The sequence below is a fragment of the Pseudoduganella namucuonensis genome (assembly GCF_900116645.1).
Lineage (GTDB): Bacteria > Pseudomonadota > Gammaproteobacteria > Burkholderiales > Burkholderiaceae_D > Rugamonas > Rugamonas namucuonensis.
In genome coordinates this window covers 101721-121085 of record NZ_FPBO01000019.1, presented here as the reverse complement: position 1 = coordinate 121085, position 19365 = coordinate 101721, and the positions used below count along the sequence as shown (strand labels likewise).

The 19365-nt window shown below is 69.7% G+C and carries 14 protein-coding genes; 12 read left to right on the top strand and 2 right to left on the bottom strand.

Features of this window, described 5'->3' with window-relative positions; translation table 11 throughout:
- Nucleotides 1-67 precede the first annotated feature (67 nt).
- From BM436_RS19955 to BM436_RS19915, 9 genes are all read left to right on the top strand, one after another.
- Nucleotides 68-1075: an NADP-dependent oxidoreductase gene (locus BM436_RS19955; protein ID WP_093557286.1), complete on the top strand. Its 1008-nt coding sequence runs from the start codon at nucleotides 68-70 to the stop codon at nucleotides 1073-1075.
- 99 nt (nucleotides 1076-1174) lie between these two features.
- On the top strand, nucleotides 1175-1579 hold the full coding sequence (locus tag BM436_RS19950; protein ID WP_229490529.1) for a DUF2147 domain-containing protein: 405 nt from the start codon (nucleotides 1175-1177) through the stop codon (nucleotides 1577-1579).
- 126 nt (nucleotides 1580-1705) lie between these two features.
- Complete coding sequence (locus tag BM436_RS19945; RefSeq protein WP_229490527.1) at nucleotides 1706-2353, top strand: TetR-like C-terminal domain-containing protein; 648 nt, start codon at nucleotides 1706-1708, stop codon at nucleotides 2351-2353.
- 114 nt (nucleotides 2354-2467) lie between these two features.
- A complete protein-coding gene (locus tag BM436_RS19940) occupies nucleotides 2468-3439 on the top strand; it encodes an enoyl-CoA hydratase/isomerase family protein (protein ID WP_093557283.1) in 972 nt (323 codons plus the stop codon).
- A 5-nt stretch (nucleotides 3440-3444) separates the two neighbouring features.
- Nucleotides 3445-4362, top strand: coding sequence for an alpha/beta hydrolase (locus BM436_RS19935; RefSeq protein WP_093557282.1), 918 nt, complete (start codon nucleotides 3445-3447; stop codon nucleotides 4360-4362).
- 13 nt (nucleotides 4363-4375) lie between these two features.
- Nucleotides 4376-5830: a class I adenylate-forming enzyme family protein gene (locus BM436_RS19930; protein ID WP_093557281.1), complete on the top strand. Its 1455-nt coding sequence runs from the start codon at nucleotides 4376-4378 to the stop codon at nucleotides 5828-5830.
- A 7-nt stretch (nucleotides 5831-5837) separates the two neighbouring features.
- Complete coding sequence (locus BM436_RS19925) at nucleotides 5838-6686, top strand: SDR family oxidoreductase (protein ID WP_229490525.1); 849 nt, start codon at nucleotides 5838-5840, stop codon at nucleotides 6684-6686.
- Between the two features lie 42 nt (nucleotides 6687-6728).
- A complete protein-coding gene (locus BM436_RS19920; protein WP_093557280.1) occupies nucleotides 6729-7430 on the top strand; it encodes an OmpW/AlkL family protein in 702 nt (233 codons plus the stop codon).
- A gap of 1 nt (nucleotide 7431) precedes the next feature.
- Entirely contained in the window at nucleotides 7432-9057 is a 1626-nt protein-coding gene (locus BM436_RS19915) for an FAD-dependent oxidoreductase (RefSeq protein WP_093557279.1), read from the top strand.
- On the opposite strand, the gene BM436_RS19910 is transcribed toward BM436_RS19915, so the two are convergent.
- Nucleotides 9054-9950, bottom strand: a complete 897-nt coding sequence (locus BM436_RS19910) for a LysR family transcriptional regulator (RefSeq protein WP_177307362.1) — start codon at nucleotides 9948-9950, stop codon at nucleotides 9054-9056. The two genes, BM436_RS19915 and BM436_RS19910, sit on opposite strands and share 4 nt — an antisense overlap.
- 130 nt (nucleotides 9951-10080) lie before the next feature.
- Here BM436_RS19910 and BM436_RS19905 point away from each other — a divergent pair, with 130 nt between their 5' ends.
- From BM436_RS19905 to BM436_RS19895, 3 genes are all read left to right on the top strand, one after another.
- Complete coding sequence (locus BM436_RS19905; RefSeq protein ID WP_229490523.1) at nucleotides 10081-11124, top strand: 2-oxoadipate dioxygenase/decarboxylase family protein; 1044 nt, start codon at nucleotides 10081-10083, stop codon at nucleotides 11122-11124.
- Complete coding sequence (locus BM436_RS19900) at nucleotides 11121-12593, top strand: FAD-binding oxidoreductase (RefSeq protein ID WP_093557277.1); 1473 nt, start codon at nucleotides 11121-11123, stop codon at nucleotides 12591-12593. The genes BM436_RS19905 and BM436_RS19900 overlap by 4 nt, the downstream gene beginning before the upstream one ends.
- Nucleotides 12594-12662: 69 nt before the next feature.
- Nucleotides 12663-14147 carry an APC family permease gene (locus BM436_RS19895; RefSeq protein WP_093557276.1) on the top strand — a complete coding sequence of 495 codons (1485 nt, stop codon included), beginning with the start codon at nucleotides 12663-12665 and terminating at the stop codon, nucleotides 14145-14147.
- Nucleotides 14148-14165: 18 nt separating this feature from the next.
- Here the strand turns inward: BM436_RS19895 and BM436_RS19890 are convergent, their stop codons facing one another.
- On the bottom strand, nucleotides 14166-19220 hold the full coding sequence (locus BM436_RS19890; RefSeq protein WP_218164888.1) for a diguanylate cyclase domain-containing protein: 5055 nt from the start codon (nucleotides 19218-19220) through the stop codon (nucleotides 14166-14168).
- Nucleotides 19221-19365: the final 145 nt, after the last annotated feature.

The following is a 19365-nucleotide window of genomic DNA, read 5'->3' as shown; positions in this document are numbered from 1 at the left end:
CCGGAAACGCCGCCATGTCGTGGGTGGGGGCGGACATGTACTCAACAAAAACAAAGAAGGTAACAACATGAAAGCACTAGTCTTGAAACGCTATGGCGGGTCCGGCCAGATCGAATTCGCCGACGTCGCGCGGCCCGTCATCAAACCGGATGAAATACTGGTCCAGGTTCATGCCGTGGGCCTCAATCCGATCGACTACATGATACCGAAGGGGGACTTCAAACCCATCCTCAAGTTTCAGCTGCCAGCCACGATGGGCAGCGATCTGGCCGGCGTGGTGGTGGAAGTCGGTACGCGCGTCAGGCGCTTCAAGGTTGGCGACGCCGTGTTCGCCAGCATCTTCGACCTGGGCGGCGGTTCCCTCGCCGAGTTCGCCGCCGTGCCCGAGCATGCCGCCGCGCTGAAACCGGCCAATCTGGACTTTGTGCAAGCGGCCTCGATTCCGATGGTTGGCCTCACCTCATGGCAGGCCTTCCATGAACGCGCCCGGATCAAGCCGGGGCAGAAGGTGTTTGTTCCGGCGGGCGCCGGCGGCATAGGAAGTTTCGCGATCCAGCTGGCGAAACACCTCGGGGCGAAGGTCGGGACCACCACCAGCACCGGCAACGTGGATCTGGTGCGCGGCCTTGGCGCCGACGAGGTGGTGGACTACAAGAAGCAGGAATTCGAGAAGGTGCTGCGGGGTTACGACGCGGTGCTGGGCACGCTCAGGGGGAATGAGCTCGAGAAGGCGCTGGCGATCGTGAAACCCGAGAGCACCATCGTCTCGCTCATCGGGCCGCCGGATGCCGCCTTCGCGCGGGCGCGCGGCATGAACTTCCTCATGCGGTTCGTGCTCGGCTTGTTGAGCCGCAAGATCATCCGTCTCGCCAAGGCGCGCCACGCCACGTATTCCTTCCTGTTCGTGCGGCCGGATGGTGGCCAGCTGGCAAAGATCGGCGAACTGCTCGAGACATCGCGTATCCGTCCGGTGATCGACAAGGTGGTCCCGTTCAGCCAGGCGAAGGAAGGACTGGCCTACCTTGAACAGGGCAGGGCCAAGGGCAAGGTCGTTGTGCAACTGGTGGGCGCGTGACCGCGGGATGCGTCATCGATATTCAAATCATTGGAGATTCTTGTCATGCATGTCTTGAAACAATCATTCGTCACCGGACTTGCGCTGGCCACGGCGCTCATGTCACCGCTGGTCCGGGCCGACGACGCCTCTCCCGCCGGCCTTTGGAAAAACATCGATGACGCCACCGGCAAGCCACGCGCGCTGATCCGTATCACCGAGTCGAACGGCGCGCTCCAGGGCAGGATCGAAAAGGTCTTCCCGGCGCCGAACGAAAGCCAGAACCCCAAGTGCGAGAAATGCGAGGGCGCCGGCAAGGATGCGCCCATCATCGGCCTGGTGATATTGAGCGGCCTGAAAAAGGACGGCGACGCCTACGCGGGCGGCCAGATACTGGATCCGGACAATGGCAAGACCTACGCCAGCAAGATTCGTCTGACCGACGGCGGCAAGAAGCTCGACGTGCGTGGCTACATCGGGGTACCCATGCTGGGGCGCACGCAGACGTGGGTGCGGCAGGAATAGAATGCGGGTTCGGGGAGGGGAGGCGCGTGCTATGATAACGTTGTTATAGCACCACTTCCCATCCAGATGACCGCAGACATTTCCCTTCAAGACCCGCGCACCCGCCTTGTCGAGGCCACCATCCGCTTGCTGGCGAAGAGCGGGCCGTCCGAAGTGAAGGCGCGCTCGGTATCGAGCGAAGCGCAGATGTCCACCATGGGGGTGTACACCTATTTCGGCGGCGTTCCCGAACTGCTGCAGGCGGTGGCCGACGAGGGCTTCAACAGGCAGGCCATCGTCTTCGGCGGGTTGCCGCCGACGGACGATCCCATGGCCGACCTGTGCGCGATGGCGCTCGCATGCCACGAGTTCGCGCGCCACAATCCCCATCTGTATGACTTGATGTTCGGCCTGTCGATCCACGGCCGTTACAGCCCGTCGCGCGGCGCCACGGAGCCGCTTTTGAGCGGACAGTCCGCGTCCTTTCGAACGGCATATGGCTTTCTGCTGCGGGGCTGCGCGCGGCTGGTTGACGCCAGATGCGTGCGCAAGGGGGAGCCCGACCTTATCGCACTGCAGTTCTGGAGCGCGCTGCACGGCTTCATCATGCTCGATCTGGCGGGCCACTTCGCGCACGTGGCTGTTCCTTCCTCCGGCGTCCTGCTGCCGATGTGCGTGAACGTGGTGGTCGGCATGGGCGCGAAACGCGACAAGGCCGAGTCCTCCGCGGCGGGCGCGCAAGCCCTGTGGGCCGGCGCGCAAAACAACAAAAACGGCAAGTCTCGAAAAAAATAAGCGACGGCGGCACTGGCCGGGGCCGGCGCGGCCTTGAAATCGCGACATAACAGTGTTATGGTTAGTCATAACGATGTTATTTAGAACCAGTGATCGATTAAAAGGAGACAAGACATGAACACACGGATCCGATCCGGCGGGCTGCTGGTGGAGCGTCATGGCGCGGTATTGATGGTGCGCCTTGACGGCGGCCCGCAAGGCGTGATGGGACTGGCGATGGCCGAGGGGCTGGCGGCGCTGGTGGACGAGGTGGAGTCCGACCGCGCGGTGAAGGCGGTGGTGCTCACCGGGACGCACCCGGGACGCTTCATCGGCCATGCCGACGTGCGCTGGCTGCAGGAGGGCGGCACCACGATACCGGCCATGGCGCGCGGCATGACGGGGGCCGTGGCGCGCACGGCGGCCACCGTCCGGCGTATGCCGCTGGTGGCGCCCATGGCGGCGTTCACGCCGCTGAGCGGCGCCTTGCAGCTCGACAAGCTGCATGACACCTTCCTGCGCATGAACCGTTGTGGCGTGGTTTTCATCGCGGCCCTGAACGGCTCGGCGCTGGGGCTGGGCAGCGAACTGGCGCAAGCCTGCGATGTGCGTTTGATGGCGGACGGCGATTTCTTCATCGGACAGCCCGAGGTCTTGCTCGGCATCCCTCCCGGCGGCGGCGGGACGCAGCGGCTGACGCGCCTGGTCGGCGCCCACCGCGCGCTGATGATGATGCTCGAAGGGCGGCCGGCGGCGCCCGCCAGGGCGCTCGACATCGGCCTGGTCGACGAAGTGGTGGCGCCTGGCGAACTGTTGGGGCGCGCGCTGGCGCTGGCGCAATACCTGGGCGCGCGCCCCCGCGACGCCATCCGCGCCATCAAACGCGCGGTCTACATGGGCGGATCGATGCCGCTGGAGGACGGCCTGCATGTGGAGCGCACCGAATTCATGTCGGCCTTGTCGGGCGAGAGCGCGCAGGCCTTGATGATCGAATACATGGAGCGCGCCGGGCGCGACGGCGATTTGCCCTTGTACTCCCCGGCCGTCTACGGCCATGCCCTGAAACATGGGCATTTCCCCTTCACCGGCAACCGCACAATCGAATAGACGCCATGGCACAGACTTCCTATCAATTCCTCCGCCGCGACGTGCGATTCGATTCCGGCGAAGCTTTTTGCTCCGCCTGGCTGTACCTGCCGGCCGGCGTCGAACGGCCACCTGTGGTGGTGCTCGGACACGGGCTGGGCGCCGTGCGCGAAATGCGGCTGGACGCCTATTGCGAACGCTTCGCGGCGGCGGGCATCGCGACGCTGGCCTTCACCTATCGCTATTTCGGCGACAGTGGCGGCACACCACGCCAGTTGATGTCGGTGCGGCGCCAACTGGCCGACTGGGACGCGGCGCTTGATTTCGTCAAGGGCCTGCCGGAGGTCGATGGCGGCCGGGTGGCGATCTGGGGCAGCTCCTTTGGCGGCGGCCATGCGATCCAGGTGGCCAGCCGGCATCCGGAACTGATGGCGGCCATCAGCCAGTGTCCCTTCACCGATGGACTCGAATCGGCCGCCGCGCTGGGGGTGCGGGGTTCGCTGAAAATCACGCCGGTGGTCATGCGCGACCTGGTGGCGCGGCTGTTCGGCAGGCCGCCGGTGATGGTGCCGATCGCGGCCCTGCCTGGCCAGCCGGCGTTGATGAACGCCCACGACGCCTTGCCCGGATATCTGGCGCTGATGCCCAAGGGACTGGCGTTCGTCAACCGTGTCGCGGCCCGGGTGATCCCGGAAATCGTCAGCTACCGCCCGGGACGCCGCACGGCCAAGGTCCAGCCGCCTATCCTGTTTTGCGTGAGCCGGACCGACACCGTGACGCCGCCGGAACGCACCATCGCCATGGCGGGGCGCGCCCCGCGCGGCGAGATCAAGCTTTACGACTGCGGCCACTTCGACTTCTATCTGGGCGAGCACTTCGAACGGGCGGTGTCGGATCAGACCACTTTTTTGACCCGGCACCTGCTCGCGCCCGCGCAATTTTAACCAAGGAATAACAATGTTATTTTCCAGACTTCCAGAACTGCGCGCCGCGCAGGCCCCGGACGCCCCCTGCGTCGCCGACGCCGCCAGCGGTTTGTCCAATAGTGAATTCCATTCCAAGGTACTGGTGGCCGCCGGCGTCTTCGCCGAAAACGGCGTGGGGCCGGGGGACGTGGTGGCCGTCATGCTGCCGAACCAGGTGGAATTCGTGGTGGCGATGTTTGCCGCCTGGCGCCTTGGCGCGGCCGTCACGCCGATCAACCCGGGCCTCACGGCCACGGAAGCGACCCACCAGATCGCCGATTCCGGCGCCAAACTGCTGATCAACACCGACGGCGCGGCGGTGATGGCCGGCGTGCCCTCGCTGCCCGCCGCCACGTTGCACGGCGCGGCGCCTCATGCCGGCCAGCCGGTCGATGACGCGGCGGCGCTGGCGCTGCTGATCTACACCAGCGGCACCACCGGCCTGCCCAAGGGCGTGATGCTGGACCACGCCAATCTCGAAGCGATGGCGGCCATGTCGCGCCAGGCGTTGCGGATCACGAAGGAGGATCATTGCCTGCTGGTGCTGCCGCTCTTCCATGTCAACGGCATCGTCGCCAGCATCCTGACGCCGCTTTCGGCCGGCGGCCGGGTCACCATCCGCGCCCGCTTCGACATCGAGACCTTCTTCCCGGACGTCGAGCGGCTGCGGCCAACGTACTTCTCGGCCGTGCCGACCATCTACGCCTTGCTCAACGCCCTGCCCGGGCATGTGAGGCCGGACACGTCCAGCCTGCGCTACGGTATCTGCGGCGCGGCGCCCGCGCCGGCCGAGCTGCTGGCGAACTTCGAAGCGCGCTACGGTTTCCCGCTGATCGAGGGCTATGGCTTGTCGGAAGGCACCTGCGCATCGACCATCAATCCGCTCGATGGCGTGCGCAAGGCCGGCACCGTCGGCTTGCCGTTCGCCGGCCAGCGCATCGCGATCGCGGACGCCGGCGGCCGCCTCCTGGCGGCGGGCGAGACGGGCGAAGTGCTGGTGCGGGGGCCCAACGTCATGCGCGGCTATCTGGGCAAGCCGGAGGAGACCAGCAAGACCATCGTCGACGGCTGGCTGCGCACGGGCGACCTGGGACGCGTCGATGCCGACGGCTACCTGTCCATCGTCGGGAGGTTGAAGGAAATGATCATCCGCGGCGGCGAGAACATCTATCCCAAGGAAATCGAGGATGCGCTGACCGCCTTCCCCGGCGTGCTGGAGGCGGCGGTGATCGGCGCGCCCCACGAGACGCTGGGCGAGATCGTCGTCGCCTATGTCGCTTTCCGCCCCGGGCGGGGCGCCACGCCGGAGGTGTTGAACGAGCATTGCGCCGCGCGGCTGACGCGCTACAAGCGGCCGGCGGCCATCCATGTCATGGCCAGTCTGCCCAAGAACCCGGTCGGCAAGATCGACAAGCTGAAGCTGCGCGCCATGCCGCGCGGCGCATGAGGCGGCCATGGACATGAAACCGCACATCGCACCGGTGTCGGACGACCGCCGGCCGCCGCGCGCGGCGCCCGCTCCGGGGCGGAGGCCGGCGATTTTCATCACCGGCGCCGCGTCCGGCATCGGCCGCGCCTGCGCCGAGCTGTTCGCGGCGCGCGGCTGGTTCGTCGGCCTGTACGACCTGAACGCGGAAGGCGTGGCCGACATCGCCGCCACGCTGGGCGAGGGCAACGCCACCTCCGGCGCGCTCGACGTCTGCTATCCGGACGCGTGGCAGCGGGCGCTGGCCCATTTCTGGCAGCACGGCGGCCAGCGGCTCGACGTTCTGCTCAATAACGCCGGCGTGCTGACGGCCGGGCCATTCGAAACCGTGGCGCTGGCCAGGCACCATGCGATGCTGGATGTGAACGTGGCGAGCGTGGTCGCCGGTTGCCACAGCGCCTATTCCTACCTGCGGCTGACGCCTGGCGCGCGCGTGATCAACATGGCGTCGGCCACGGCGATCTACGGCCAGCCGGAACTGGTGACCTATTCGGCCACCAAGTTCGCCGTGCGCGGATTCACCGAAGGGCTGGACCTCGAATGGAGCAAGGTCGGCATCCGCGTGAGCGCCATCTGGCCAAGCTTCGTGAACACCGCGATGGCCGCCGGCTTCACCGGCGTCGCCAGCGCCAAATCACTGGGTATCCGGCTGACGCCGGCCGACGTCGCCGCCACCGTGTGGCGCTGCGCGACGACCCGGCGCCTGATCCACAAGACCCATTGGACGGTCGGCCTCCAGGCCGGATTGCTGTCGCTCGGGACACGCATCGCGCCGGCCCCGCTGACGCGCTGGATCGTTGGCAAATTGGCGCGATAAGCATTCAACACGATAAAAAAAATCACACAAGGAGACATAAAAATGCAAGCGAAAAAAATCATCACCACCATTGCCGCGGCCTTGCCGATCGCCTGGACATTGGGCGGCGCGGCGCATGCCGACGATCTTGAAAACACCGTCAGGGTGGGCTACGCCAAGATCCGCTTCAATCTGCAATCCGGAGACCTGACCGGGCCGCCGGGAACGACGCCGCCCGGCCTGGGAATAGACGCCAAGGACCAGGGCCTGCTGGCCATCAGCTATGAGCGGCGCCTGTCCACCAACTGGGTGGCGCAATTCCAGGGCGGGATTCCGCCGACGCTGACCGCCGTTGGCGCGGGTGCCGCCGCGCCCGTGGGAACCGTCGCCAGGGCGCGCATCTGGTTTCCGACCGCGCTGGTGCAATACAGCTTCGCCGGCTTCAACGGCTTCCGGCCCTACCTGGGCATGGGCGTGGTCTACACCTTCTTCACCAACCAGGAGGTCAGCGGCACCTATACCAGCCTGTTTCAAGGCAGCGCCAGCGCCATTGAATTGAAAAGTTCCTGGTCGCCTTATGGCAGGCTGGGTGTTTCGTACGCGATCGACAAGCAATGGGGCGTCAACATGGAAACCGGCCTGTTCCGCCTGAAGACCTCGGCGACGGTTGTCACGCAGACGCCCGGTTTTGGCGCCATCCCCCGTGGCATCGCTTTGAGGGACAAGCCGCAGATATTCGGTTTAACCCTCGGCTACAAATTCTGACATGGGCGCGACCGCTTTCGACTTCGACTGGCTGGTGATCGGCTCCGGCTTCGGCGGCAGCGTCTCGGCGCTGCGCCTGGCGCAAAAAGGCTATCGCGTGGGCGTGCTGGAACGCGGCCGGCGCTTCCGCGACGAGGATCTGCCCGGGTCGGCCTGGCAGCTAAGCCGCTTCCTGTGGGCGCCCGCCATTGGCTTGAGGGGTGTCATGCGCATGAAAGTGTTTCGGCATGTGTTCTTCCCCAGCCAGTCGGGCGTCGGCGGCGGCAGCACGGTCTACGGCGGCGTGCTGTACCGGGCCCGTCCGGAGTTTTTCGCCAACCCGCAGTGGCGCGGACTTGGCGACTGGGACGCCCTGTTGCGGCCGCATTACGACACGGCCGAGCGCATGCTGGGCGTGAACACCGTGCCATTCGACTCGAGCAATCAGCGGCTGGCGCGCGAGATGGCGCGGCATTTCGGCGGCGAAGACCGGTTCACCCGTTCTCCGACCGGGGTGTTCTTCGGCGAGCCGGGCAAGACGGTCAAGGATCCGTATTTCGGCGGCGAGGGCCCCGACCGCACCGGGTGCACACGGTGCGGCGCCTGCATGGTGGGCTGCCGCACCGGCGCCGTGAACTCGCTGCTGAAGAACTACCTGTGGTTCGCGGAGAAGCGCGGGGTGCGCATCATGGCCGAGCGCGAGGTGGTCGATGTCAGTCCGCTCGGCGCCGCCGACGGCGGCGACGGCTACCTGGTGACCACGCGGCGCCCCGGCGCCTGGTTCGCCGGGGACCGCCAGACCCATACCGCGCGCGGTGTTGTGTTCGCGGGCGGGGCGCTGGGCACCAACGAATTGCTGGCCAACTGCAAGCTCGGCGGCTCATTGCCCCGGGTGAGCGGCCGTCTCGGTGAACTGGTGCGCACCAACAGCGAATCGGTGCTGAATGTGCGCCTGCCCGAGGACCTCAAGACCTGGAACGATGTCACCGCCAGCAGCAGCGTGCACGTCGACCAGCATACCCATATCGAGTTCCTCACCTACGGCCGCCACGCCGACGCCATGGGGCTGATGTACACGGTATTGGTTGGCGATGGCGGCCGCCTGACGCGGCCCTTGAAATGGCTGGCCCGCATCGCCTCGCATCCGCTGCAATGGCTCAAGACCGTGTGGCCGGTGGGCTGGAGCCGGCGCATGGTGACGCTGCTGGTGATGCAGACGCTGGACAACGCGATCGCGCTGCGCCCCAGGAAGCGCGGTCTCGGGCGCGGCTACCGCCTCGTCACCGAGCAGAATGGCGACAAGCCCAACCCGACCTACATCGGCGTGGCGAACGAGGCCGCGCAGTGGCTGGCCCGGCGCACCGGCGGCATCGCCCAAAGCAATGTGCTGGAGGCGCTGGCCGACATTCCGACCACCGCCCATGTGCTGGGCGGCGCCGTCATCGGCGCCGACGCCGCGAGCGGCGTCGTGGACCGGCATCTGCAAGTGTTCGGCTACCGGAACATGCTGGTCTGCGACGGCGCGGCGATGCCGGCCAACCCCGGTGTCAATCCGGCGCTGACGATCACCGCGCTGGCCGAGTACGCCATGGAGCGGGTTCCAGAGTCTCCAGGCGCATTCCGGTCTGGATTGGAGGGGTGCCCTTAGCGCTGGTTCGCGTTCTGCTCCAGCATCCAGCGCCGGAAGGAGATCAGGCCCTGGAGCGGCGCCTTGCGCTTGGGGTAGATCAGGTAGTAGGCGCTATCGGACTGCTGGTGCGGCTCGAACAGCTCCACCAGCGCCTGCCGCTGGATCTCGTCGGCCACGAACATGGCGGGCAGCAGGCCGATGCCCAGGCCCGCCTTGGCCGCCTCCACCGCCATCGAGAACAGTTCGAAATCCAGTATCTTTTCCTTGGGCGGCGCGGCCAGGCCGTGGGCCTCGAACCAGTTCGGCCAGCTGTCCGGGCGCGAGGTCTGGTTCAGCAGCGTGAAATCGGCCAGTCGCGCCATCGACGTCGGGCGCCCGTGGCGGGCGATGAAGCCGGGGCTGCACACCGGCACCAGCGTCTCGCCGAACAGCCGGTGGTGCTCGCATTGCGGCCAGCCCGGGCGGCCGAAGACGATGCCGGCGTCCAGCCCCGTGCCGCCGAAATCCACGCGTCCCAGCTGGATCTTCAGGTTCACCGTCAGCCCGGGATGCGCCTCCTGCAGCAGCGGCAGGCGCGGCACCAGCCACTTGGTGGCGAAGGTGGGGAACACCGCCAGGTTGATCACGCCGCCGCCGTCGCGCGACGACAGCACCTCCTGCATCACCCCTTCCAGCTCGTCCAGCGCGTGCGGCAGCCGGGCCCACAGCAGTTCGGCGGCGGCGGTGGGCGCCAGGCCGTTGGCGCGGCGCTCGAACAGCGGCTGGTCGAAATACGATTCCAGCGCCTGGATCTTCTTGCTGACGGCGCTCTGCGTCAGCGCCAGCGCGTTGGCGGCGGCGCTGATGCTTTGTAATTTGTACACCATTTCAAAGGCGTGCAGGGCGGGCAGGGAGGGTAGATTGCGTCTCATCCCGGTATTGTCCGGCATCCCGCGGGAAAAGGGTATTCGCAAATGGAATGGCGGGTCGAAATCATTTCGCTTGTCGCGATTCGGCACGCTAACCAATAATCGGTGCAATTCAAACACCACCACGCCCTCCATGACCACTCTCGACTACCTGCTCACCTCCTGCATCGGCGCCGCCGCCACCGCGCGCATGACCCGTTTGATGCACGTGCCGGCCGAATTCCGCTGCTCGCCGGGCAACGGCGACGCCACGCTGTCGGTCACCCGCGCCGAAATCGCCTACGCGATGAACGTGCTGCTGTTCCGCGAACTGCTGGAGCGCGTCCCCGAGGGCATGGCCTACACCGAGGACGCGGTGGCCAGCGGGCGCCGCGTGTTCTTCGACCACGGCGCCGTGCGCACCGTGAAGATCGCCCGCAACGGCCAGCTGCCGTGCGGCGAGGCGGCCATCGTCCGCTTCCTGAAGCCGCTGGGCTACCACCTGAACGAAAGCTATCCGCTGCCGCGCCTGAAGATGATGGGCCGCGCCTATATGCACGCCGACCTGCCGGAGGACATTCCCCAGTTCTTCGTCAGCGAACTGGAAGTGGAGCGCTTCTCGCCCGGGTTCCAGGCCGCCGTCGGCCGCGTGGTCGCCAGCTCGGCCGATCCGCTGGACGCCTCCGACATCGCGCTGCTGGACGAACTGGCGGCCCGGCGCGGCCTGCCGCTGAACCAGGCCGTGGCCCTGCTGCGATCGCTGCTGCGCTGCTTCGGCCGCCAGCACGCCGTGCCGGCGCTGGCCGACTACGAGCTGTTGCTGGAGGAGTCGCAGGAGATGGCTTGGATCGCCACCGAGGGCAACGCCTTCAACCACGTGACGGACCGCGTGCCGGACCTGCACGCGCTGGCGGCCGAGCAGCAGCGGCTGGGCCGGTCCATCAAGCCCCACATCGAGGAGGCCACGCGTGGCACCATGCGCCAGACCGCTTACCGCGCGGCCCAGGTGGAGCGCGTGTTCCGCACCCCGGAAGGCTGCGTGGTGCGCCGCGTGCCCGGCTCGTTCTACGAGTTCATCTCGCGCGACCGCGTGCGCAACGACGAGGGCGAGATGGCGCTGGACCTGGGCTTCGACAGCGGCAACGCCACCGCCATCTTCAAAATGACTTCGATCGACGGTTTGAAGGCCGCCGCGTGAGCGCGCAAACCGCCGCGCGCCGGCCGGCGCCCGCGATGGCCGTGGCCGAGGCGCGCGCGCTGCCGGCGGCCGACCTGCTGGCGCAGCTGGCCGGCATTCTGGGCGCCGCCGGCATGCTGACCGCCAGCGCCGACTGCGCGCCGTACGCGCAGGGCGCGCGCTACGGCCAGGGCCAGGCCGCCGCCGTGCTGCGTCCGGCCACGGCGGAGCAGGCGGTGGCCGTTCTGGCGCTGCTGCACGCGAACGGCGCGCCCTTCGTGCCGCAGGGCGCGAACACCGGCCTGGTGGCGGCGGCCACGCCCGACGCCAGCGGCCAGCAATTCGTGTTCAGCCTGGACCGCCTGAAGGGCGCCATCGTCATCGACGCCGCCGAGCGCACCGCCACCGTGGGCGCCGGCGTGCGCCTGTCCGAGTTGAACGACGCGGCGGCCGTCCACGGCCTGTACTTCCCCATCGACCTGTCGGCCGACCCCAGCATCGGCGGCATGATCGCCTCCAACACCGGCGGCGCGCGGCTGATCAAGTACGGCGACGTGCGCGCCAACCTGTGCGCGGTGGACGCCTGGCTGCCCGGCGCCGACGGCGTGATCGGCTTCGGCAGCCCGCTGCGCAAGAACAACACCGGCGTGGACTTCAAGCACCTGCTGTGCGGCACCGGCGGCGCCTTCGGCGTGGTGCTGGGCGCCACCGTGCGCCTGCATCCGCTGGCCGCGCAGCGCGCCACGGCGCTGGTGGTGCCGGCGTCGAGCGAGGCCGTGATGCCGCTGCTGGCCGCGCTGGAGCGCGAACTGCCGGAATTCATCGCCTCCGTCGAGGGCATGTCGCAAGCGGCGATGCGGGCCGTGTTCAGCAACGTGCCCGCCGTGCGCAACCCCTTCCCGGACGGCGAGGTGCCGCCTTACGCGCTGCTGGTGGAGCTGGGCACTGCGCTGCCGGCCAGGCGCCTGGCGCTGGAGGCGGTGCTGCAGGACGCGCTGGGCGAGATGATGGAGCACGGCATCGTCGCCGACGCGCTGTTCGGCGACGAGGACATGCTGTGGAGCCTGCGCCACGGCATCAGCGAGGCGCTGCGCCATGAGGGCCGCGTGATCGCCTTCGACATCGCGCTGCCGCGCAAGGAATGGGCGCCGTTCCGTGCCTGGGGGGAGGAATGGCTGTCCGCGTCCCATCCCGGCGTGCGCATCTGCGACTTCGGCCACGTGGCCGACGGCGGCCTGCACTACAACCTGGTGGCGCCGAAATCCGGCCCGCTGGCGCTGGACGACGAGGCCGTGGCCGAACTGCGCACCACGCTGCTGGACGCGGTGGTGCGCCGCTTCCAGGGCAGTTTCAGCGCCGAGCACGGGATAGGCCCGTACAACCAGGCCTACTACCAGCGCTACACGCCGGCGCCGGTGCGCCGGCTGGCGGGCGAACTGCAACAACTGATGATGCCGGCGCTGCGCTGCCGCAACGTGCGCTTCGACTGAGACGGCAGGGCAGGGCAGCAGGCGTGCGGCCGGCCGGCCGCGCGTGTTTTCGAGTCAGGAAGGTTCAACATGCAGTCGCTACGCCAACAACTCTGCCGTACCAAGCCGGTTCCCGCGACCGGCGCCGCCGAGCCCCCGGGCCAAGGTCTCGGACGCACGCTCGGCCTGTTCCCCCTGACGATGATAGGCGTCGGCGCCACCATCGGCACCGGCATCTTCTTCACCATGGTGGAGGCGGTGCCCAAGGCCGGGCCGTCGGTGATCCTGTCCTTCCTGATCGCCGCGCTGACGGCGGGGCTGACGGCGCTGTGCTACGCCGAGCTGTCCTTCCGCATTCCCGCCGCCGGCTCGTCCTACTCCTTCGCCTACGCCACGCTCGGCGAGTTCGCCGCCTTCATCATGGCGGCCTGCCTGCTGCTGGAGTACGGCCTGGCGGCCAGCGCCACGGCCATCGGCTGGTCCGACTACCTGAACAACTTCCTGGTCAACGCGCTGGGCTGGCACATCCCGCCGTCGCTGCGCGCGCCCATGTTCGCGTCCGGACCCGGCGGCATCGAATTCCATCCCGGCGCGATCAACCTGCCACCCATGCTGCTGGTGGCCATGTGCGGCCACCTGCTGCTGCGCGGCACGAAGGAGTCGGCCACCGCCAACGCGGTGCTGGTGCTGATCAAGCTGGCCATCATCCTGTTCTTCGTCGCGGTCGCCTTCTCCGGCTTCGACGCGGCCAATTTCACGCCCTTCTTCAACCAGGACGACAGCAAGGGCATGGGCGGCATGGCCGGCGTGACGGCCGCCGCCGGCACGGTGTTCTTCTCCTTCATCGGCCTGGACACCGTGGCCACGGCGGGCGAGGAGGTGAGGAACCCCAAGCGCAACGTCCCCGTCGGCATCCTGGCCGCGCTGGTCATCGTCACCGTGTTCTACCTGCTGGTGGCGGTGGCCGCCGTGGGCGCGCAGCCGGCCCGCATGTTCGCGCACCAGGAGGCGGGGCTGTCGGTGATCCTGCAAAACGTCACCGGCAAGGCCTGGCCCGCGCTGGTGCTGTCGGCCGGCGCCGTGATCTCGGTGTTCTCGGTGACCCTGGTGACCATCTACGGCCAGACCCGCATCCTGTACGCCATCTCCTGCGACGGCCTGATACCGAAGGCCTTCCGGCGCGTTAACCCGCGCACCCAGGCCCCGGTGGGCAACACCGTCATCGTGTGCCTGGCCGTCGGGCTGACGGCGGGGCTGGTCGAAGCCACCTTCCTCTGGGACATGGTGAGCATGGGCACGCTGACCGCCTTCATCGTCGTGGCGATCGCCGTGCCGGTGATGCGGCGCAAGGGCATAGGGGCGGGCCAGGACGGCTTCCGCGTGCCGTTCGGCCCCTGGCTGGTGCCCGGCCTGAGCGTGCTGGCCTGCCTGTTCATCATGAAGGACCTGTCGCGCGCCACCTTCCACGTGTTCTTCGTGTGGATGGCCGTCGCGGTCGCGGCCTACTTCGCCTATGGCTTGCGCAATTCGCGGCTGAACAGGGATGCTCCAGGCCCCGTGGCGCAGCCGGTCTGACCGAGCGCCGGTCCCGCTTCAGCCGCCCTCGACCCGGTTGCGCCCCCCCGTCTTGGCCAGGTACAGCGCGCTGTCGGCGGCGCTGAACAGGCGCTCCGGCCGCAGCTCGAGGGAGGGCTCCATGGCCGCCACGCCCATGCTGACGGTGACGATGCCGTGCCCCGCCTTGGCGTGCGGCTCGTTCAGGGCCGCCACGGCCAGGCGGGCGCGGTCGGCGATCCGGCGGGTGGTGGCGGCGTCCGTCCCCGGCAGGATCACGGCGAATTCCTCCCCGCCGTAGCGCGCCACCACGTCGGTGCCTTGCCTGAAGCCGGCCGCCAAGGTGGTGGCCACCAGACGCAGGCAGTTGTCGCCGGCCTGGTGGCCGTAATGATCGTTGTACAGCTTGAACTGGTCGATGTCGACCATCACCGCGCCGATCGGACTGCGCGGGCGCAGCGCGCGCAGCCACTCGGCCTCCAGCGCCTCGTTGAAGCGGCGCCGGTTGGCCAGCCCGGTCAGCGGGTCGGTGATGCTCAGCAGCGCCAGGCGCTGGTTGCTCTCCTCCAGCGCGAAGGTGCGGTCGGCCACCTTGCGCTCCAGCGAGGCGTACAACTGGGCGTTCTCCAGCGACACGGCCAATTGGCCGGCCACCAGCATCACCGCGTCCAGCCGGCCGGCCGAGAACGCGCCGTGGCTCAAGCCGTTCTCCAGCAGCAGCATGGCGCGCGCGTTGCCGTGGCTGAGGATGGGCGCGACCAGCAGCGAGCAGTGCTGGCGGCCGGCCACGTAGGGGTCGCGCGCGAAGCGGTCGTCGCGCGTGGCGTCGGGCACCAGCAGCGGCGCGCGGGTGCGCTCGACGTAGCGGAAGGCCGATATCGGCAGCAGCCCGCGCGCGCCGGCTTCCTCTATCGTGAGCGCCGCGCCGGTGTCCGCCGGGGGCAGGCGCCACAGGCGCGCGTCCTCGTCCCACAGCGCCAGCGTGATGGCGGTGGCGCCGGTCATGGAACCGATCAACTCGATGACCCGGCCGCACAGCCGTTCCAGGCTGGTCTCCGAGCTGAGCGCCTGCGAGGTGCGCAGGATCGCCAGCAGGTCGATCGCGTCGGCCGAGACGCCGCTGCCGCCGCCACTCGTGCTGGCGCCGGCGCCACCGCCGCTGGCGGCCGCACGGCTTGCCTTGCCGCCGGCGCCGGGCGCGATGCCGCGCCGCAGGCCGTAGGCCTGGTCCATCTGGCGCACCTTGCCGGCCGCGCCCCAGGCGCCGTACAGCTGGCGGGCCTCGGCCAGCAGCTGGCGGCCGGCGCGCTCCAGGCCCTGCTCGACGTGGAAGCGGCCGGCGCGCTCCGTCATGAGGGCTGCGTGCCAGGGCCGGCGGCAGGTCTCGGCCGCGGCCAGCGCCGCGTCGAAGGCGGCCGCCGCGGCCCAGGTGTCGCCGGCGGCCCAGGCGCGTTCGGCGGCCAGCCAGCGCAGCATGTGCCCGAAGTTGGCCGGCGCGTCGGCGGCGCGCGCCGCCAGCCAGTCGCGGCAGGCGTCGAAGCGCGCCAGCAGCCCGGCGCCGGCCGCCGGCGGGGCGTCGTGCATGGCCTGCGCCAGCGCCAGCGCCTGCAGCAGGTAGCTCAGCGGCGCGATGTAGAAGCTGTGCATCACGGGCAGCAGCGCCATCGCGGCGGCGGCGTGCCGCTCCAGGCGCTCTGCGTCGCCGAACATGGCGGCGGCCAGCGCGTGGCAGTGGTGGAAGGTGGCCTGGGCCAGAGGATTGTGCGCGATCCGCTCCAGGTGGCGCGCCTCGTCGAAATCGTCGTCGGCCAGGCTGCCCGGCGCGCGCGTCTCGCCGCGCAGCGCGCGCAGCAACTGGCGCAGGGCCAGGAAGATGCCGGTGTTGAACTCGTTGCCGGTGCGCGCGGCGAACGCCAGGCCCGCCTCGATCTCGGCCGCGCCGCGTTCGAGCTGCGGCGCGCATTCGAACAGGCAGGCGATGATGGGGGTGTAGATATAGCAGGCCACCTGCCAGTCGCCGCCCTGCAGCAGGCCCTCGCGGGTGCGCTGGGCCAGCGCCACGCAGTCCTCCAGCGGCTCGAACCAGTGGGCATGGCTGATCGCCTGCAGGAAGCTGGCCTGCCAGGTCTCCAGCGTGTAGCCGCGCGCCCGGCCCACCGCCAGCAGGTGTTGCGCGGTGATGTAGCCGGTGCGGTAGTCCTCGCGCACCGCCATCGTCAGGATGCCGGCGTGCGCCAGGCGGAACATCAGCTCCGGGCTGGGGCCGTGCTCGGCCCAGCTGCGCTGGCCCTCCAGCACCAGCCAGGCCAGCGCGTCCGGATCGACGAACAGCGCCGGCGGGATCAGCTGCCGCGCCAGGCGCATGCGCGCCAGCAGGCGCGGCTCGCGCACCTCGGGGCGCGCCAGGTCGGCCGCCAGGTCGCGCTCGCGGAACCAGCGGTAGAAGGTGTCCAGGTGTCGCGGCAGTTCGGCGGCCAGCCCGCGCTCGGGCAGCGCCATGCCCAGCTGGCGCAGCAGCGGGAAGCCCAGGTCCAGCGCGGCGCGCTCGCGGTTGCGGTGCATCAGGCTGCCGATCTGGATCCCCGCCGACTCGGCCAGCCGCAGCGGGTCCGCGCAGGTGGCGGCGATGCGCCGATAGGCCTCGTCGGCCTCGTCCAGCCGGCCCAGCTGGTACAGCACGGCGTGCCGCTCCTGCTCCAGCGCCAGCCGCCGCGCGTCGTCGGCGGGGCAGCCCGGCCGCCGCGCCAGGTCCAGCGCGGCGGCCAGATAGCGTTCGGCCGTGGTGTGGGCGGTGATCTGGCGCGCGTGCGCGGCGGCCTCCATGAACAGGCCGACGACGCGGCCGCATTCGTCCGGCGCCCGCAAGCGCGCCAGGCAGGCCAGGTACTGGGCCGCCGCCGTGTGGCGGTGGCCGGTGTCGCGGACTGATTCCCGGACGGACTCCTGGCCGGGTTCCCGTTCGAGGTCATGGTCCGATTCCCGGCCGGGCGGCGGCGCCAGCCGGCGCGCCAGCGCCATGTGCAGGGCGCACAGCGCGTCCGGCTCCAGCCGTTCGTACGCCGCCTGCTGCACCCGGTCGTGGCGGAAGCGCAGGCCGCCGCGCTGCGCGCCGTCCATATCCCACTGCAGCAGGCCGTCCTCCAGGGCGGGGGCCAGCTGCTCCTCCAGCGCGGCCGGCGCCACGCCGCTGGCGGCGCACAGCAGCGCCGGGGCCACCTCGCCGCCCAGGCACGCCATGATCTCGAGCAGCCGCGCGGAGGGGGCGGGCAGGGCGCCGATGCGCGACGTCAGCGAGGCCAGCACGCCGCCCGGTCCCACGTAATGACGGATCGCCTCCGGGTCCCAGGTCCAGCCTTGGGCGCCCAGCGCCAGCACGCCCTCGCGCCGCAGCGCGTTGACCAGTTCCACCGTGTCGTAGGGATTGCCGCCGGTGTGCGGCGCCAGCACCCGCGCCAGGCCGGCGGCGGCGGCGGCGGGCAGGCGCAGCATCCCGGCCAGCAGCTCGCCGACGCAGGCCGGCGCCAGGTTCTCCAGCCGCAGCAGCGTCGGCGCCACGCCCAGCCGCTCCCAGCGCGGCAGCATGGCCGTCAGCGGATGGTTGGGGCCGACCTCGGCGTCGCGGTAGGCGCCCACCAGCAGCAGGCCGCGCAGCGCCTCGTCGGTCAGCAGCAGGTCGAGGAAACGGATCGAGGGCTGTCCCGCCCATTGCAGGTCGTCCAGCACCATCACCAGCGGACGCTCGGGCGTCACCACGGCGCGCAGCACGTCCAGCAGCGCCAGGTGCAGCTGGGCGTCGCCCTCGGCAGGATCGGCGTGGCAGGCGCCGGCGTGCTCGCCGAGCAGGATGGCGAACTCCGGCAGCAGCGCCGTGACCAGGCCGGCCAGCGGCCCGAGCCCGGCCAGCATGCGTTCGCGCTGCGCGGCCAGGGCCGCCTCGGGTTCCGCCAGCAGCAGGCGGCCCAGCGCGCGCAGGGCCTGCATGCCGGCCGGGTCGGCTCCGGGCTGGTACTGGTCGAACTTGCCGGACACGAACCAGCCCTGGTTCACCGTGGCGATGGCGCGCAGTTCATTGATCAGCGCAGTCTTGCCCACCCCGGGCGCGCCGGCGACCAGGATGCCGCGCAGGCCGCCGTCGCGCGCGCGCCCGAAGGCCGCCCCCAGTTCGGCCGTCTCGCGCTCGCGCCCGGCCAGGCGCGACGGCGGCGCCAGCCGTCTCGGGAAATCGTTCTCGCCCAGCGCGAACGGCGGGGCGCCGGCGGCCAGGCGCGCCAGGTCGTGGAGCAGGCCCTCGGCGCTCTGGTAGCGCCGGTCCGGCTCCTTCTCCAGCAGGCGCAGGATCAGGTCCGACAGCGCCTGCGGCAGATGTGGCGCGCGCGCCACAGGAGGCTCCGGCGCCAGCGCCAGGTGGGCGTGGATCAGCCGCAGCGGATCGTCGTCGCCGAAGGGCGGGAAGCCGGTGGCCGCCTGGTACAGCGTGGCGCCCAGCGCGTACAGGTCGGCGCGCTGGTCAACCGGGCGGCCGGTGCGGCCGGTCTGCTCGGGCGCCAGGTAGGCCAGGGTGCCGGTGATCTCGTCGTGGTGGGTGAAGGCCGGCAGTTCCTCGGCGAAGGTGGTGGCCAGGTCGTAGTCGATCAGCAGCGGTAGCTGGTCGGGTCCGGCCAGCACGATGTTGGCGGGGTTGATGTCCTTGTGCAGCACGCCGGCCTTGTGCACGGCGGCCACGATGCGGGCCAGCCGCGGCGCCAGGTCCAGCAGGGCGGGCAGGGACAGCGGCCCGGCGGCCAGCGCGGCGGCCAGGGACTCGCCGCCGGCGTCCCGCAGCGCGATGGCGCCCGGCATGGCCTCATCGGACGCCTCGGACGCCAGGCGCGGCACCCCCTCCACGGCGGCCAGCCGTTCCAGCATGCGGGTTTCATGCCGCAGCCTGGTTTCGGCGTCCGGGCCCAGCGGCTGCTTGAAGACCAAGCCGCCGCCGCCGCCGGCCGCCGGGCGGCGCCACACCAGCGTGCGTTCGGTGTGATACAGCACGGCGTCGTCCGGGCCGGATTGCGCTTGGTCCGCCGTCCGTTCTTGAAAGCCGGTGTCGTTGTCCAATGGCCGCCCCCCTCAGTCGCGTGCCGCCGCAAACATGCGGATGGTCAAGTCTACCGGCATCCGCGCGATGCCGCCATAGTTGTCGCGCTGACGTGCGAAACGGTTTGACTTACTTGCGGGATGGAAGTCTGCTCGAAGGGGGGCG

Coding starts and splice junctions, on each gene's coding strand:
- BM436_RS19955 (WP_093557286.1), top strand. CDS start 68: ATGAAAGCACTAGTCTTGAAACGCTATGGCGGGTCCGGCCAGATCGAA.
- BM436_RS19950 (WP_229490529.1), top strand. CDS start 1,175: ATGTCACCGCTGGTCCGGGCCGACGACGCCTCTCCCGCCGGCCTTTGG.
- BM436_RS19940 (WP_093557283.1), top strand. CDS start 2,468: ATGAACACACGGATCCGATCCGGCGGGCTGCTGGTGGAGCGTCATGGC.
- BM436_RS19935 (WP_093557282.1), top strand. CDS start 3,445: ATGGCACAGACTTCCTATCAATTCCTCCGCCGCGACGTGCGATTCGAT.
- BM436_RS19930 (WP_093557281.1), top strand. CDS start 4,376: ATGTTATTTTCCAGACTTCCAGAACTGCGCGCCGCGCAGGCCCCGGAC.
- BM436_RS19925 (WP_229490525.1), top strand. CDS start 5,838: ATGGACATGAAACCGCACATCGCACCGGTGTCGGACGACCGCCGGCCG.
- BM436_RS19920 (WP_093557280.1), top strand. CDS start 6,729: ATGCAAGCGAAAAAAATCATCACCACCATTGCCGCGGCCTTGCCGATC.
- BM436_RS19915 (WP_093557279.1), top strand. CDS start 7,432: ATGGGCGCGACCGCTTTCGACTTCGACTGGCTGGTGATCGGCTCCGGC.
- BM436_RS19910 (WP_177307362.1), bottom strand. CDS start 9,950: ATGAGACGCAATCTACCCTCCCTGCCCGCCCTGCACGCCTTTGAAATG.
- BM436_RS19905 (WP_229490523.1), top strand. CDS start 10,081: ATGACCACTCTCGACTACCTGCTCACCTCCTGCATCGGCGCCGCCGCC.
- BM436_RS19895 (WP_093557276.1), top strand. CDS start 12,663: ATGCAGTCGCTACGCCAACAACTCTGCCGTACCAAGCCGGTTCCCGCG.